The organism is Pseudomonas sp. App30 (genome assembly GCF_047947025.1).
Lineage (GTDB): Bacteria > Pseudomonadota > Gammaproteobacteria > Pseudomonadales > Pseudomonadaceae > Aquipseudomonas.
The window spans coordinates 139,537-154,857 of sequence record NZ_CP133166.1; the positions used below are offsets into that span (position 1 = coordinate 139,537).

Sequence of the window (15,321 nt, forward strand, 5' to 3'; positions counted from 1 at the left end):
TCAAGCCGGTTGCATATGACCGGCACTGATGGTTCGACAAACGCTGAGGTACAGTGGCTCCAATAAAATACGAGAAAAAAGGCGGGTGGCTATCGAGCAACCGACTGACGCATTTCTGCGCGTGACCACCACTACTACCGGGTAGAGAAACTTTCGATAACTGTGATTGGACCAGCCTCTTAATGACGCCGGCGATAAAGGCGGGCCATCAGGTATGCGCCAACGCCCACCGCCACCAGGGCACATAGGGCACGGCTCAAGCGTCCGGGATTTGATCCACCTTGGACGGGTGTTCCCGATGGCGTGGGCATTGCGGTCGCAGGCATTGAGGCGGCCCAGGGTTCGTGCGCCTCATCAGCGTCGAGGTGGACGGGGAGTACCGCGAGGCGCAACTGCGAGCCGTCGTGCAAGGTCAGCATCAAGTCTTCGATAAAGCCCACTCTGCGTTCGGGAAATAACGGTTCACCGTTGCCGTCCAGCGCGTCGTACAAGAATTGCTGGTCTTCGAGCCAGCCCACCGCGGTCAACAGGTCGGGGCTCAGGTAATACTTTTCGTCCAGGAAGAATCCGGGAAAATGGGGGCCGTCGACTGGGTGTTCGATGTTGTACCTTTCGCCTGGCTTCATACCACTTAATGAACTCATGTTGGCAGATCTCCGGGTAATGTTCGGGGTAGTCGCGTGACCGTTATCAGCACCGCGGCTATACGCTCTGCAGTCCGGTAGCTGGGAGTGTCCAGCTCTTCACCGAACACGTCGGGGTCCAATTCCCGGTAGTCCCATTGAAACCCTGAGGCCCCCAGCAATGGCTGGACCTGCTGCAGAAACAGATCCTGGCCCTCAACAGAAGGCGCACCGGTATACAGCAGCAGCGTGCCGCCCGGTCGCAGGCGCCCCAGCGCCTGGGCGGCGATGCGCACCGACAGCGCCGAACCGAGGCCTTCGCCGCCATCGCGGTAGGCCCGCCCTTGGGTGTCGTGCATGTACGGCGGGTTGGCGACGATCAGGTCAAAGTCACCTTCGGTGCCAGCAAGGATGTCGCTGTGCCAGGCGGTGACGTTGTTCACGCCGGCCAGTGCCGCGTTGACAGCGGTGTAACGCAGCGCCGTGGGGTTGATGTCGACAGCCAGCACCTGGGCGGCGGGGCGGGCCCGGCCTATCAGCAGCGCGCCAACGCCGCTGCCGCAGCCAATGTCCACGGCGCGTTCGATAGGCTGGGTACGGCTAAGCAGGTGCGCCTCCATGGCTTGGGCGAAGCGGTAAGTATCCGGGCCAAAGAACACGGCATCATGGGCCACTGTGGGGTATGCGGAATGCACCAGTAGCAGGTCGTTCAGGCTGGACCAGCGGATATCGCTGGCCCACAGGCCCGCGTGCTCGCGCAGCACGCCGCCGCTGGCCAGTGCATCGAAGTCGGCCGCAGGCAGCAATTCACGGGCGAACGGCCGGCTCCAGCCGAATACATCGCGCACATGCCGGGCCACCCGGTTTTCGGCGCGTGCATTGTTGCGTTGGTGGCTCAGCGGGGTAACGGTGGTAAAACGGTAGCCAGACGCTTGCAGGCGACGGCCCAGTTGCAGGATAGCCAGGTCGCAGCCCAAATCGTCAGCGTCTGCGGCCGGGGGCGTTGAATGCAGGGGCTGTGAAAGCATTATTGAGCTCCTGCGCTGCTGAGCAGCCGGCTGAAAGCGCGCGTTGCGCGCATGCCATCGGGCGTTGCATGGTGGGCTGGACTTAACTGCGGGAGCAGGCAGCGCAAGGCGTCAGGCGCCGTGGCCAGCGGCTCGGCAGCGTCGCCTTCGGGCTGGGCCGCACTGCGGCGGCGAAAGCGGGCGCGGAAGGGGCGACCTTCCTGGCTGGCCTGCCAGCTGCCGGCAATCCAGTCGTGCAGCAGTTGTTGCTCATAGCCGTTGAATACGCCAAACATGGCGGCGCCAGGGCCGTCTATCAACTGCCAGAACCGGCTCAAGGCTGGGTCCTGGTGGCGCTTGATCCAGCCCGTGGCCTGGAGAGCGTCGAGAAATGCCGGAATTTGCCCGGGCTTCTGCAGCCACTGGTTGACCGTCTTGCCGTCCAGTCGGCAGTAGTCCGAATGCATGTGCTGGCCGAACTCGCGTTTGCGCTCGAGCATGGCCACCACTTCACGCGCAAGGTCGAAGGCCTGGATCACCCCTGTCGAACCCACGCCCAATTCATTCAGGTTATAGCCGGCGCGCATGCGTTGCAGGAATTGGGCGGGTACGGGGCTCTCGGCCAGGAATGCAAACACGGCCTCGATGGCTTTGCGCGCGTGCCCGCAGCTGGCGTTGTCGATAGTGACGTGCAGGGTGAAATAGTAAGGGTCGATACCCAACTCGTTGAGTTCGAACGAGGTAATCAGCAAATGCAGCGGCAGCTGTTCGTAGCCCAGGTTGTAGCCAATCAGCTCCGGCAGGTAGTCATCGCCTACCGTGCCCAGCGCCAGTTGCAGTGCACCCTGCACGTACAGGCCGGCATCCAGGGGCTGGGTGGCGGCGCAGTCGTGGTCGGCGAGCAGTTTGCGGTACAGCGCCACATGGTTGAGGGCGGGTTCACCGTCGCCCAGCTCTTCAAGATAGGTGCGAATCAGGCCCTGGTAACGCCAGTCGTCGACGTGTTGCAGTGTGCCGTACAGCCAGGCGCCATCCACCAACTTGCTGGGCGCCACCTGCTGCAGGAAATACAGCGCGTGGGCCTTGCAGCTGAAATAGCGGCGCGGGGCGCCCTCGTGGCGCTTCTCCAGGTAATGAGCGTAGTCCTGCGCGACATGCTTCACTTTCGCGGTCATCCAGCCGGCGAATGCGGCAGGGTCATCCGGCAGTTCGCAGGGCAGGGCGGCAGCGGCCGCCAAGTGCTGGTTGAGGAACGAGCGCAGGCCGTGCTCGCCGAGTCGCCCCCCACCTTGCAGCAAGTCGTGGTAGACGTTCACTGCGTCGCGGGACTCGGCGCAGGGCAGGGAGGCTATGGCAGCAAGGGGCTTGAGAACGGTCATGGCGGGATACTTTGTCGTTGTGTACCCATGTGAAACCGGCGGGGCGACGAAAATTCAACCTGATTCGCAGACGGTGACATTGGCAGGAACCAGCCGCTTCCCGCCGCCGACGTCCTTATGCTTCCTCAGGGTCCGGCTGCCCACCTGAACCCAGGTCGGCACCGGTTACCGGGTCGCTGGCGGGGTCGGACTCGGTACGGGTACTGAGTTGGAGCAACAGCGCCTGGTCCTCTTCATCAAGCTCAACGCTCGCGCTGCCGTCACCGCCATCCACGGCCGGTTCAGGGCTGGCGACAAACTCCCATTCCTCGCCGCTGTTCCAAGGCCCGCGTACTTCGCCGTCCCCTTGGGACATGTTGAAATACACGTTGGTGAACTCCGGCATGCCCGGTAGCTTGCCTTGGGGGAAATTCGGCTGGATCGCATGCAGCGCTTTCTCGAAGGACAGTTGGTGAGCGATCTCGCGGGTCATCAGAAAGCCGAGTGCTTCTTTCACGCCGGGATCATCCGTGACGTTCATCAGGCGTTCGTAGACGATTTTGGCCCGCGACTCGGCGGCAATGTTCGAACGCAGGTCGGCGGTGGGCTCGCCAATGGTGTCCACGTAGGCGGAGGTCCAGGGCACGCCGGCGGAGTTGGTCAATGGGGCGCCACAGCCATACAGCAGCGCGGTGATGTGCGAGTCATTGCCAGCGCCGTTGATGGCGCGGTACAGCTCGCCTTCCTCGTCGACGCCCTCGGCCAGGCGACCCTTGGCGCCCTTGTTGAGCATGACGATGATGGAACCGACGATTTCCAGGTGGCTGAGCTCTTCGGTGGCGATATCCATCAACAGATCCTTGCGGCCTGGATCGTCCTCGGCCAGGGCTTGGGTGAAGTAGCGCGACGCAGCGGCCAGTTCACCTTGGGCGCCGCCGAATTGCTCGAGCAGCAGATTGGCCAGGCCCGGGTTGGGCTGCGCGACGCGCACGGTGTATTGCAGACGTTTATTATGCAGGAACATGGTGAGTACCTCTCAGGCGAGGTGGGCGCGCACGGGTCAGGACGACCGTGCAACCCCCTCTAATTGTCCGAGTAGGCGTGACTCGTCATCGTTACATTTGTTTAGTAGGCAGGTGACCGAAGGGATCGACCGTGGCGCTGCCTGATTCCTCCCTTCAGGCTGACAGCCGGTACACCCTTCACCCACGAATTTTGCCAGCGAACAAACTGAAGCCAAACGTGTTGTACGCCAGCGTAATCGGCACCCATACCGCGAAACCCACCAATACGAATATCTGTGTGCGCGGCCCGGCGGCGGCCTGGGCGAGGGTAAGGGCAGGCGGCACGATGAGCGGGAACACCGCAAAGGCCAGGAGGCCGAAACCCAGCACCACCATTCCCAGTGCCGCCACCAATGGCAAGGCATCCCTTCGCCCACGCAGGCCAAGGGCAAACAGCACCATTAGCGCGGCCACCAGTCCCGTGGCAGGGGGCAGCAGGCTGAGCTGCAACAGCCGTTCGGCGTAGTGCTCATTGAGCAGGGAGGCCCAGGCCACAACGCCCGCCACCAGCACCACCGCAATGGGGGCCAGCCATGCAGCCTGGCGTTTGCTGCGCCCTTGCAGTGGCCCCTGGGTGCGCCAGTACAGCCAGCAACTGCCCAACCATAGATAACCGCTGACGTGGGCCACGGCGCAAAACAGCGGGAAGGGCCGCAGCCATTCCCAGCCGCTGCCGTTGAACTGGCCGCCGGTAGCAGCCGGCGCCCAGGTGATGCCTTGGAGCAGGGTGCCCATGATCAGCCCCTGGGCCAGCGTGGCAATCAGCGAGCCCAGCACCAGCACCGCTTCTGGCAAGCGCTTCCGGCTGACGTGCTCGCGAAACTCCAGGGCCATGGCGCGCAACACCAGCGCGGCGAACATCACCAGGAAGGGGACATAAAGGGCCGGCAACAGCAAGGCGTAGGCTTGGGGGAACAGCGCCAGCAGGCCCCCGCCGCCCAGCACCAGCCAGGTTTCATTAGCGTCCCACACCGGCAGGATCGACAGCACCATGACCTGCCGGTGTGCCTCACGGCGCTCCAGCGCCACCAGCATGCCGACGCCCAGGTCGGTGCCGTCCAGCAGCACGTACGCCAGCACCGAGAAGCCGAGGGCGCCAGCACTGAGCAGGGTTAGCCAGCTTGGCTCAGCCATGGTCGCGTGCCCCAGGCAGCCCCGGCTGCGGCCCGGCTTCCTGCGCATCCGGCGGCTGCCTGAGAAGGCGCAACAGCAACCACAGCCCCACGGCGAATACCAGCGTGTAGAACACCAGGATGGCCGCTGTCGCCGTTGATACCTGGGCGGCAGAAACCGGCGACAGGCTGTCTGCCGTGCGCAGCAGCCCATATACCGTAAACGGTTGCCTGCCCACCTCGGTGACCACCCAGCCACTGAGCATTGCCAGGAAGCCGGCGGGCGCCATCGTCACGCTGACACGCTGCAGCCAGCGGGTGGTGGCAAGGCGGCGTCGACGCCGCAGCCACAGCCCCGCCAGGCCTTGCAATAGCATCAACACCCCTAGCCCCACCATCACGCGGAAGGCCAGGAATACGGGCAGCATCGGCGGGTTGTCCTGCTCCGGGAACTGGTTCAGCCCGGCGATGGTGCCGTGCAGGTCGTGGGTCAGGTAAAGCGACGCGACGCGGGGTATGGCCCACTCGTAGTCATTACGCCGTGCGGCCATGTCCGGCAGTGCGAACAGCCGCAGCGCTTCGCCGGCACCGGGAGGCGGCCGGTTCCACGTACCCTCGATGGCCGCCACTTTCTGCGGCTGCACGGCCAGGCTATGCTCGCCATGCAGGTCGCCCACCACGATTTGTAGCGGCATGGCAACGGCCAGCACCCACAAGGCCATGGAGTATTGCAACCGCGCACGCGGATTGTCGGGGGCGTGAAGCAGTTGCCAGCCGCCGGCGCCGGCCACCAGGCTGGCGGTGCCCAGCAGCGCGGCGACAATCATGTGCGCCAGGCGATACGGGAACGAGGGGTTGAACACGATTGCCCACCAATCTTCGGCCACAAAGTGCCCCGCCGCGTCGATGGAATAGCCTGCCGGGGTCTGCATCCACGAGTTGGCTGCCAGAATCCAGAAGGCGCTGGCCAATGAGCCGGCCGCCACCGCGCAGGTGGCAAAAAAGTGCAGCCGGGGCCCGACCCGTTGCAGGCCAAACAACATGACCCCTAGAAATCCGGCCTCGAGGAAGAACGCCACCAGCACCTCATAGAACATCAGCGGCCCGATGATCGCGCCCGCCTGATTGGCCAGTGGTGCCCAGTTGAGGCCGAACTGGTATTCCATCACCAACCCCGAGGCCGTGCCCACCGCCACGGTCAAGGCAAATACCTTCAGCCAGCGGCGGTACAGGTTCATCGCGTGGGCATTGCCGCGCCACAGCCACATAGCCTCCAGCACCAGCAGCCACTGGGCCAGGCCCAGGCTGAAAGCGGCCAGCACGATATGAAAGCTGATGGTGGTGGCAAACTGAATCCGAGCGGCCAGCAGCGCCGGGGCCGCGTCAGCCAGTTCAAACAACCTGGTCACCTTGCGGCAGTTCGTTGGCCCGCTCGGCTGCCGAAGGCAGGGCAACGTGCAGGGTGATGGGCACCGATTTTGCGGCGGGCACCTTGCTGCGCTCAGCGTAATGCCACAGCGGCACCAAGGCATTGCATTCAGGGTAGTAGGCAGCCGCACAGCCGGCAGGTATGTCGTAGGCGATGATCTGGAACGGACCTACCTCGCGCCGCACCTGCGGTTCGATGGCGGTGCGCAGGGTCACCCAGCCACCCGGCGCCAGTCCCAGGCGAATGACGTCGCTTAGGTTGAGGAAGATGACGCTGCGCGTCCCCTTTACCCCGCGAAAACGATCGTCATAGCCATAAACCGTGGTGTTGAACTGGTCGTTGCTGCGGATCGTCATCAGTTGCAATACGTCGCGCCGGGTTGCCTTGATGGCGACATCGCTGTCCTCGTCGAGGCTGCGCGGGGTAACGAACAGCGCCTTGCCCGAATCGGTTTGCCAGTGGCGGTGGCTGGCGGGCAGCGGGCGGTGAAAGCCGCCAGGCTCCCACATACGGCTTTCCATGTCATGGAAGATGGCGGGATACACCTGGCCAATCGCCGCGCGAATCAGCGCGTAGTCCCGACGCCAGGCGGCCCACGGGATACGCACGCGCTCGCCGAGGGTGGCCTCGGCCAGCCCGGCGATGATTGCCACCTCCGAGCGCAAATGCTCGCCGGCCGGCTCGCTGGTGCCCTTCCAGCCGTGCACGCAGCCGGTGCTGTCCTCGGTGCTGTAGACTTGCTCCACGCCGTCTTGGCGGTCTCGCTCGATACGCCCCAAACAGGGCAACAACCACGTGTGCTTGCCGGGTATCAGGTGGGTGCGGTTGAGCTTGGTGGCCACTTCCACGTGCAACTCTAGGCCGGACCATGCCGGTTCCATGCGATGGGTGTCAGGCACGGCGCGCAGGAAATTGCCGCCCAGGCCAATGAATCCCTTGATACTGCCGTCCAGCACCCCGGTGCAAGCGTCGACAGTGCTGGTGCCTTTGCGCAGCGGCAGTTTAAAACCAAATAGCTGCTCGATGATGTCGCTGGGTACCTTGGCCGGGTCCTCGGTGATGCCCACGGTTCGCTGGCCTTGCACATTGGAGTGGCCACGCACCGGGCAGATGCCGGCGCCCGGCTTGCCGATATTGCCGCGCAGCAGCAACAGGTTGACCAGCATTTGCACGTTCTCCACGCCATGCCGGTGCTGGGTCATGCCCATGCCGTATACCACCATCACTCGCTGGCTGCGCGCGTACACGGTGGCGGCCGCTTCCAGTGCGCTGCGGCTCAGCCCCGAGCGCTGCTCGATTTTCTCCCAGGCATGGCGGTGCACCTCGGCCACGAAGCTGTCGAACCCCTGGGTATGTTCGGCGATAAAACCATGGTCGAGCACTGCGGGTTGCCCTTCGGCAAGCGCCAGCTGGTCCATTTCCAGCAGGTGTTTGGCAATGCCAATGACCGCCGCGGTATCGCCACCAATCGCCACCTGATGGTACTGGGTACTAATGACGGTGGAGTGCGGCCCGAGCATTTCACTGGGTGACTGCGGGTTGACGAAGCGCTCAAGGCCGCGCTCGCGGATGGGGTTGAAGGTGATGATGGGGACCTGGCGCTTGCGTGCCGCTTGCAGTGGATGGAGCATCCGCGGGCTGTTGCTGCCCACGTTCTGGCCGAAAAAGAACAGGCAGTCGGTCTGTTCGAAGTCGGCCAGGGTGACGGTGCCCACTGGCACGCCAATGCTTTCCTGCAGGCCCACCGAGGTGCTTTCGTGACACATGTTCGAACTGTCGGGCAGGTTATTGGTGCCATAGGCGCGTGCCAGCAGTTGGTACATGAACGAGGCTTCCAACGACGCGCGGCCGGAGGCGTAGAACACCACTTCGTCGGGCTCCAGCCGTTGCAGTTGCGCGCCTATTTCCCGATACGCCTGTTCCCACGTGGTGGGCAGGTAGCGGTCCGTCGCGGGGTCATGGCGCAGGGGATGGGTCAGGCGGCCATGCTGCTCCAGTGCATAGTCCGTCCAGCCGCGCAGCTCGCTCAGGGTGTGGCGTTGGAAAAAATCGGGGCCGGTGCGGTAAGCGGTCAACTCCCAGGCCGTCGCCTTGGCGCCGTTTTCGCAGAACTCCAGGGCATGCGGGTTGCCGGGTTTGGCCCAGGCGCAACTGACGCAGGCAAAGCCGTTGGGCTTGTTTTGCCGCATCAGCGCCAAGGGCGCGCGCTGCAAGGCTTGCTCGCGCCACAGGATGGACATCACCGAATGCGCCGAGCCCCACCCTCCGGAGGCGTGGGTGTAGGGGCGATAACGGGCGTGCGGGTGGAGTAGCTGCATGAACGTGCCTCACAAGGTGGCTGGACATCAACCGCTGCACAACGCAGCTTGCCGTTCGACGAGCGTCAGACCACGGCAGGCTGCCCCGGACCATCAACCACGGGCAGTTCGATGGGGCGGTTGCCCGGCGTGAGAATGACCTTGCGGCATTCCTCTTCTTTCTTGTCGAAAATCTTGTAGCCCTCTGCCGCCTGCTCCAAGGACAGGCGGTGGCTGATGATGGCGTCGGGCACCAGCGCCCCTGTGTCGATGTGCCCCAGCAACTCGGGCAGGTAGCGTTGGACATGGGTTTGCCCCATGCGGAAAGTCAGCCCCTTGTCGAATGCGTCGCCGAACAGGAAGCCATGGATAAAGCCCGAGTAGACCCCTGGCACGCTGACTACGCCGCCGCGGCGGACCGCTGCGATGCATTGGCGCAACGCCTTGCCGCTGCTGCCTTCAAGCTTGAGGGTAGCCAGAATGGTCTCGGTGGTACTGCCCTTGGCCTCGAACCCTACCGCATCGACCACGCCGTCCACGCCCCGCGAGCCGGGTGTCTGGCGAATGATGGTGTCGGCAGGGTCGTCGTCTTCATCGAAGTTGATCGGGATAACCCCGTAGGTGCGCTGCGCATAGGCGAGGCGGTAGGGGTGATGATCGACCATGAAAATATGCTCGGCGCCAAGCATCCGTGCCACGGCCGCACACAGCAGCCCGACCGGCCCGGCGCCATAAATGGCAATGCTTGCGCCGGCGCCGATCTCGGTGTTCTTCACCGCCTGGAAGGCGGTGGGGAGTATGTCAGACAAGAACAACACTTTTTCGTCGGCCAGGGTGCCAGGCACCTTGAAGGGCCCGGTGTTGGCCTGGGGCACACGCACATACTCGGCCTGGCCGCCGGGTATGCCGCCATACAGGTGGCTGAAGCCAAACAGCGCCGCCCCCGGGGGGATCGCCTTCTTGTTGAGGATGGCGCCGCGCCCGGTGTTGGTGGTTTCACAGGCGGCGAACAGCTCATGCTGGCAGAAGAAGCAGCTGCCACAAGCAATCACGAACGGAATAACCACCCGGTCGCCGCGTTGCACCGCCGTCACGTCACTGCCCACCTCTTCGACAATGCCCATGAATTCATGGCCGAAGATATCGCCGTGCTCGGTTTGCGGAATCTTCCCGCGGTACAAGTGCAGGTCGGAGCCACAGATCGCCGTCGCGGTAACCCGCAGGATGATGTCGTCGGGGGCGCTCAGGGTCGGGTCCGGAACCGTGTCGACTTTTACGTCGTGGGCGCCGTGGTAGGTAAGTGCTCGCATGATGTCTTCAGCCTTGGGTGGGTGTCAGACAGTCGAGATAGCGGGGCATCGGTTAGTTCAACCCGGATTCCGGACGGTGCCATGCCTATCCGACCGTCTGTTTCTGGCCCAGAGTGTGTAAAAACACCAACCGCGCTATCGCTACCGAATTTAAATGGTAAGGAATGCCAACGTTTCAAGGTCGATCTCACCGTAGCTCCCCAAATCACCCTTGTAGAGCCTGATCCTAGAGACCCCAAGCGCCCGCAAGAAAGTGACGAGCTGTCCAAGGTTGCCGTTGGCCTGCGCCGTGGTCGGACTTACGACAGTCGCACACCTAGCTCGTCGTCGTAAGTTCTGACCAGGAACATATCTCCATCGTTCTGCACGCTGTAATTATAGCCACGATACTCATACCCTAAATCGTGGTCGACATCGTCAAAACGGGTAGATTTCACTATCTTCACAGCAGCATCCAATATTCGAGTTTCAAAAGAGGGTCGTCTCGTGAAGCGCTTTGTTCAAGGGGAGAATAGAGGTCAAGGTACCTTACTTCCCCAAAGCCTCGATGACTACGTCAGCGATACCAATCCGGTGCGCATAGTCGACGTCTTTGTCGACGAACTCGACCCGGTCAAGCTGGTTTTGAAGGCGCCATACCGGCCGATACCGGCCGGCCTGCTATCGTCCCGCAATCCTCCTGCCTTGACCATTTCGTCCACCGAACGCGTCGAGACAACATGGATGTAAGCGTCTTGAATGACCGCTGCCATGGCCTTTTCAGCGGTGCGCTGTGACTTCAGGAAGCCTAGTAAGTAGCTGCCGTGGCACAGCTTGGGGATATTCAGGTCTACATCATCGGCGCGAGTTTGCCAGAGGCGATCTCGCTAGCCGTTGCGGCTGTTCACTCGGTCGGTGCTTTTAATGTCGAAGCCAGCGTTGCACAGGCCTTCGACATTGAATTCCATCATGCGATGGGCAACGAACTGGATCATTTGCTTGAGCAGATCAGCATCTGCACCTTTCTCAGGCAACTCGGTCAATGCGATAGTGGGCTTAATCATCGTGGTTTCTCTGGTGAGTGTTAGGTCTTCGCAAACTCAACGTTAGCCAAGAACCACGATGACCATCCTCTTTTGCCCGCAGGGCGCCTTCGGTTGGTTTAGTTACACCACTTCCAGGGACACGATCGCCGGATCAGAATCCTACGGGAGTAACATGAATCTTGTTGTCCGCGAACCCGGTCTCTAAAAGACCTGTTGTCGAACGCATCAAGCACTGATTTGGACGTTTTATCCGATCAAAAAAGTACGTACAGCGTTCCGAGGCCAGCGCTCACTGAGCCTGAAGCGACGTGCTTGTGTGTTGCGCTCGAAGCCTTGGTGAGGGCTCCCTGGTTGGTAGGCATCGACAAATATCGCGGTCAGGCTCGCCGTCGAAGATGCAGATCGAACGGCGAGCACGTGAATGGCATCATTCGCCAACAGGATCGGTGTCGCCGCCTGGAGTGATTGCCTTATCGCCTAGCTTGATGAGTTTGAAATCCACGTTGTGGGTGGACTCGCGGTAGGTCGATTCGCTGTCGTCGAAGGACGCCGCAACGATGCTCTGAAGGTCTTTGGCTGCCGCGAGCTTCATGAATAAGGCTTGTTGGCTTTTAGTCGCCATAGAGTGCTGCCCAGGTTCATCCAGAAGAAGAAAACCTGGATGGTTACCGTTCACCGTTGAGTGCGAAGAGGTTTCGTACAAGGTGAAGACGTAGCTCCATATCAGGCGGACAAAGTCGCTTGCGCTCGACTCTTGGGCGATGTTGCTGCTGTCTCGTGACGAGCGCTCCTCGGAGGCTTGTTTGATTTCGCTGAAATCTTTTTGGTAAATTTCTCTGAGCTCGATCTTGGCCAGTTCTGGCAAGAGATTATCTGTGTTGAAAATGATGTCTTTGACAGGTGCGCTGTGGTAATCGAATGCGCCTACGTTGGACCTGAATAGCTTCGCAAACAGATCGTATTTTTTCTGGTCTGTCTCGGAGTAGTGTTCTTTGGGCAGGTCGGCACGGGCTTTCTGGTTTAGATCGACCTCAATGGCAAGGGCTTCCAGCTTTTCCAGGCGCTCTCGGTTGCGCTGGGTAAACATTGAGGCCTCCTCGATGTCCATCTCCATTTGTAACTGCTGACGTAGATTGGCCTTCGAGACTGTGGAGGTCGTCGTAATGTCCGATCTCAGCGCGCGCAGCCTGGATTTGGATTCGGAAATGCGACGTGTCAGATCCTCACTTGTGACGGTGGTTTCTCTCATGGACAAGGCGATTGAGGCGCTGTCGCGCTCCAACATTCGGATCTGTGACTGCAGGTAGTCAATGTTGGTCTTGATGTCCATATGGGGAGTGTGTTCATGTAGGTCAGTCAGGGAGTGACCTACATCCTGGTGACACGCCGGGCAGACATCTTTGGCAATGCTCAGATCCAACGATGCGCCGAAGTTGATGAGCTTTTGCGCAGCTTTGTTTTTAATGAGTTCGTCTTGTGCCTGCTTCAGGTGAACAGTGTTAGCGCTGCGTGAAGCTCGGTGCAAGGTGAGTTCGCCCAGAGTCGCCTCATACGCAGCGGTCAATCTCAGCAGCCTTTCGGTCTCCGCCTCAATATCCTTGAGCGTGGCTTCAGGAGTTGCATCCTTCCATTTCGTTTCTTCTAGCTGAAGTCCCAGCAGAGCTTGGAATTGGCTGTTTTTGTACTCATCCAAGCTCATTGGGCCTTGAGCCGTACGCTTGAGATAGCTCACTTCACTGGCATGGAACACTGCCGTTGGCGCCGTGGGTAGACTCAAGACTTGGATCGAGTTCTTCAGCGCATCATTTGAAAGCGCCTTGATTATGTCAAGCCAGGCAGTGTTGAGTTGGACGGATTCATGGTCAAGTCTCGCGCGTTTCGCATCCAGCTCGAATACGTTGGTGCCGACGAGGTAATCCACGATTTTGATACGGGCGTCACGGACGCCAAAATAGGGCAGATTGGCAATGTAATCCGTCCACCCCCGCTTCTGCTCAATGGCCAGCGCGGCAAAGACGTACTGCAGGTAGAGCTTTGTCTGTGTACCACTCTTGTGCGGTACTTGAGGCAGGTCAAGTCCGAGGAAGTTTTCGAGGTAGGTGTAGTACCCTTCCTCGATCTGTGCGCTGCCACCGTCGTGCAGGTAGTGGTAGAGCGGTTCGGCCTGTTCGCCTTTGGTCAGCACCGCGCACTCTTGGATCTCGACAAGTCGCGGATCGACCTTTTCTTCCCTGATTTTGCGAGTCACGGTAATGGTTTTACCGTTCGACTCTAGCTCCATCATGACGAGTGAGCGGGTGATGAAGCACTTTCGCCCGCCATACTCGACATAGTCTTTCAAGACGTAGGTCAGGGCTTTGTCGTTCTGGGCACCTAGCAGCTGCTCCATGCCCAGCGCATAAAGGATGCTATGGACAATGGTACTTTTACCGGCTGAGTTACGCCCGCGAATGATGTTCAGGTTGCGCTTGAAATAGGTCAGGAAGCCAAACGGGCCTTCGTTGGTGTCAATTGAGATCTTGATCGATTTGATGAACACGGTTATTCCCATTCCTTGGATACGGTCTTAACCATATCTTCCGTAATTTTTTTGCCGATTTTGAGTAGTGCTGTTTTTTCCTCAACCATGACGCTCTTGTCGTCCATGATCGTTTTCACAAGCTGTTTGCCTTTGATAGACAGTTCAAAGCCCGTGGTAGTAGGTTCGATCAGCTGATCGCTGTAAGCGAGGTTAAGCGCCATGGAAAGGGCTGGGTCGAATCCCCAGACCGGTAGCGTGATCTGTCCGAGGTCGGCGGCAAGCTTCATCGTTTCAACACGGGGTGGCGTTTTTATCGCCCAGTTCATGAGGTGCAGTTTTACCAAACTACATTTGTCGCCACGCCCGGTCAGGTGCATGATCAAAAGGGCTTGGCATATCTTGTAGATGGGCCGCAATTCCGTCAGTACTGGGCTGGGCCGTGAGGTGAATTTGAGCGTGGCCATTAGTAGAAGTCCACCTGGCAGACGGCCAGCCAGCGAGCCATTGTCCTTCGGATGATCTCGTCGGCAGTGGTTGCATCGATGCTCAAAAGCTCATCGCCGACCAAGCGCTCCTGCAACTTGGTTTTGACCTTCTCAACCAGCTGATCAGGGTCGCCAGTGATCGTGAATTTCCACTCTTCAATGTTGTTCTCAAAGCCATGTAAGGCCCTGGCCAACTGGAAATACGTCTGAGGGTGAGAGTCGTACAGGTTCTGGAAGTAGCTGTCGTGATCGAGGAACGACTTTTTCGTGACCCTCAATAAACCCTCAGCCGCCAATGCGCCCTTTTCAGCCATGCGCAGGTTGGTCTTGCGCTCCAAGTTGTCGTCATACTCGGTGCTGCCTTCGTTGACCTTGGGTATTTCATGCAGGTCTTGGCCCAAAGAAATGGGCAAGCCCTCGAATTTCTTCTGCTGATTGATTTCTTGCATGTAATAACCGGCATCATGCACGTAAACAGTGAAATCCTCATGAAGGTGGGGCAATTTCCACTCTCTGACTTCGGTCTGTTTTTCTACAGCGTGCGACAGTATTTTGTTATGGATAACGTCAGGGGTTATCAGGTACCAGCTCTTGATCCGCGTACCACCAAGAATGGTGTACAGGCTTTTCTCGTTGTCTTTTAACTTCCTGAGATCCTGGGTCATCTTGTCCCGCTGCTTCTCATAGAGCTCTTTACGCTCATAATGGAAGTCTGGGCAATAGCATTGGAACGCGAGGCCTGTACTCCGCGTAAAACCCTCAATGCCGAAGTCACCCGGCGTAGCAGGTACATGTTGATACCCTTCAGCGCCATACTTTGCCTTTAAGACGAGCTGCATCAACGCTTCCCAACTGGTTCCGTTAAATGCGCCCACTGATGTATTGATCAAAGCTTACTTGCCCCGCTGCATCAGGTTAATCCATTCCCGACCTGTCACCCAACTGCGGCAGCCGTGTTGGAGTAAAAAGACCGAATCGAGCGACGCTAGCAAAATGCCGTCATCTAGTCTAGTTATCGCGTGGGAGGGTGATCAAGAAAAGCTGGATATAAATACAGTATAAATGGTTGATAGGGTCGTGACTGCCTAGG

11 protein-coding genes and 2 pseudogenes are annotated in these 15,321 nt (G+C 60.0%); 1 reads left to right on the top strand and 12 read right to left on the bottom strand.

Annotation, left to right across the window (positions count from 1 at the left end; genetic code table 11):
- Positions 1 to 179: 179 nt before the first annotated feature.
- The 8 genes from RAM80_RS31650 to RAM80_RS31685 all read right to left on the bottom strand — a co-directional run bounded on the left by RAM80_RS31650 (position 180) and on the right by RAM80_RS31685 (position 10,200).
- The gene (locus tag RAM80_RS31650; RefSeq protein WP_416427649.1) at positions 180 to 644 is read right to left on the bottom strand and encodes a short chain dehydrogenase; all 465 of its coding nucleotides are present in this window, start codon (positions 642 to 644) and stop codon (positions 180 to 182) included.
- The gene (locus RAM80_RS31655; RefSeq protein WP_416427650.1) at positions 641 to 1,651 is read right to left on the bottom strand and encodes a methyltransferase; all 1,011 of its coding nucleotides are present in this window, start codon (positions 1,649 to 1,651) and stop codon (positions 641 to 643) included. Before RAM80_RS31655 ends, RAM80_RS31650 begins: the two co-directional genes overlap by 4 nt.
- Entirely contained in the window at positions 1,651 to 3,009 is a 1,359-nt protein-coding gene (locus RAM80_RS31660) for an iron-containing redox enzyme family protein (protein ID WP_416427651.1), read from the bottom strand. The genes RAM80_RS31655 and RAM80_RS31660 overlap by 1 nt, the downstream gene beginning before the upstream one ends.
- 115 nt (positions 3,010 to 3,124) lie before the next feature.
- The gene (locus RAM80_RS31665) at positions 3,125 to 4,012 is read right to left on the bottom strand and encodes a manganese catalase family protein (RefSeq protein WP_416427652.1); all 888 of its coding nucleotides are present in this window, start codon (positions 4,010 to 4,012) and stop codon (positions 3,125 to 3,127) included.
- Between the two features lie 178 nt (positions 4,013 to 4,190).
- Entirely contained in the window at positions 4,191 to 5,186 is a 996-nt protein-coding gene (cydB, locus tag RAM80_RS31670) for a cytochrome d ubiquinol oxidase subunit II (protein ID WP_416427653.1), read from the bottom strand.
- Entirely contained in the window at positions 5,179 to 6,555 is a 1,377-nt protein-coding gene (locus RAM80_RS31675; protein ID WP_416427812.1) for a cytochrome ubiquinol oxidase subunit I, read from the bottom strand. The genes cydB and RAM80_RS31675 overlap by 8 nt, the downstream gene beginning before the upstream one ends.
- 1 nt (position 6,556) lies before the next feature.
- A complete protein-coding gene (locus RAM80_RS31680; protein ID WP_416427654.1) occupies positions 6,557 to 8,911 on the bottom strand; it encodes an FdhF/YdeP family oxidoreductase in 2,355 nt (784 codons plus the stop codon).
- 65 nt (positions 8,912 to 8,976) lie between these two features.
- The gene (locus RAM80_RS31685) at positions 8,977 to 10,200 is read right to left on the bottom strand and encodes a zinc-dependent alcohol dehydrogenase (RefSeq protein ID WP_416427655.1); all 1,224 of its coding nucleotides are present in this window, start codon (positions 10,198 to 10,200) and stop codon (positions 8,977 to 8,979) included.
- 486 nt (positions 10,201 to 10,686) lie between these two features.
- On the opposite strand from RAM80_RS31685, the pseudogene RAM80_RS31690 reads away from it, so the two are divergent.
- A pseudogene (locus tag RAM80_RS31690) lies at positions 10,687 to 10,871 on the top strand (IS5/IS1182 family transposase); the annotation flags it as partial.
- Here the strand turns inward: RAM80_RS31690 and RAM80_RS31695 are convergent.
- The 4 genes and pseudogenes from RAM80_RS31695 to RAM80_RS31710 form a co-directional block, all read right to left on the bottom strand.
- Positions 10,857 to 11,243 (bottom strand): annotated as a pseudogene (locus RAM80_RS31695) (transposase); the annotation flags it as partial. The pseudogenes RAM80_RS31690 and RAM80_RS31695 sit on opposite strands and share 15 nt — an antisense overlap.
- Positions 11,244 to 11,652: 409 nt before the next feature.
- The gene (locus tag RAM80_RS31700) at positions 11,653 to 13,764 is read right to left on the bottom strand and encodes an AAA family ATPase (protein WP_416427656.1); all 2,112 of its coding nucleotides are present in this window, start codon (positions 13,762 to 13,764) and stop codon (positions 11,653 to 11,655) included.
- A gap of 2 nt (positions 13,765 to 13,766) precedes the next feature.
- Positions 13,767 to 14,210 (bottom strand): hypothetical protein, encoded by a 444-nt coding sequence (locus tag RAM80_RS31705; RefSeq protein ID WP_416427657.1) that lies wholly within the window; start codon positions 14,208 to 14,210, stop codon positions 13,767 to 13,769.
- The gene (locus RAM80_RS31710) at positions 14,210 to 15,070 is read right to left on the bottom strand and encodes a hypothetical protein (protein WP_416427658.1); all 861 of its coding nucleotides are present in this window, start codon (positions 15,068 to 15,070) and stop codon (positions 14,210 to 14,212) included. The genes RAM80_RS31705 and RAM80_RS31710 overlap by 1 nt, the downstream gene beginning before the upstream one ends.
- Between the last annotated feature and the right edge of the window lie 251 nt (positions 15,071 to 15,321).

Excerpts from the sequence above, each read along its gene's own strand:
- RAM80_RS31650 (WP_416427649.1), bottom strand. The coding sequence starts at position 644 with ATGAGTTCATTAAGTGGTATGAAGCCAGGCGAAAGGTACAACATCGAA.
- RAM80_RS31655 (WP_416427650.1), bottom strand. The coding sequence starts at position 1,651 with ATGCTTTCACAGCCCCTGCATTCAACGCCCCCGGCCGCAGACGCTGAC.
- RAM80_RS31660 (WP_416427651.1), bottom strand. The coding sequence starts at position 3,009 with ATGACCGTTCTCAAGCCCCTTGCTGCCATAGCCTCCCTGCCCTGCGCC.
- RAM80_RS31665 (WP_416427652.1), bottom strand. The coding sequence starts at position 4,012 with ATGTTCCTGCATAATAAACGTCTGCAATACACCGTGCGCGTCGCGCAG.
- cydB (WP_416427653.1), bottom strand. The coding sequence starts at position 5,186 with ATGGCTGAGCCAAGCTGGCTAACCCTGCTCAGTGCTGGCGCCCTCGGC.
- RAM80_RS31680 (WP_416427654.1), bottom strand. The coding sequence starts at position 8,911 with ATGCAGCTACTCCACCCGCACGCCCGTTATCGCCCCTACACCCACGCC.
- RAM80_RS31685 (WP_416427655.1), bottom strand. The coding sequence starts at position 10,200 with ATGCGAGCACTTACCTACCACGGCGCCCACGACGTAAAAGTCGACACG.
- RAM80_RS31705 (WP_416427657.1), bottom strand. The coding sequence starts at position 14,210 with ATGGCCACGCTCAAATTCACCTCACGGCCCAGCCCAGTACTGACGGAA.
- RAM80_RS31710 (WP_416427658.1), bottom strand. The coding sequence starts at position 15,070 with ATGCAGCTCGTCTTAAAGGCAAAGTATGGCGCTGAAGGGTATCAACAT.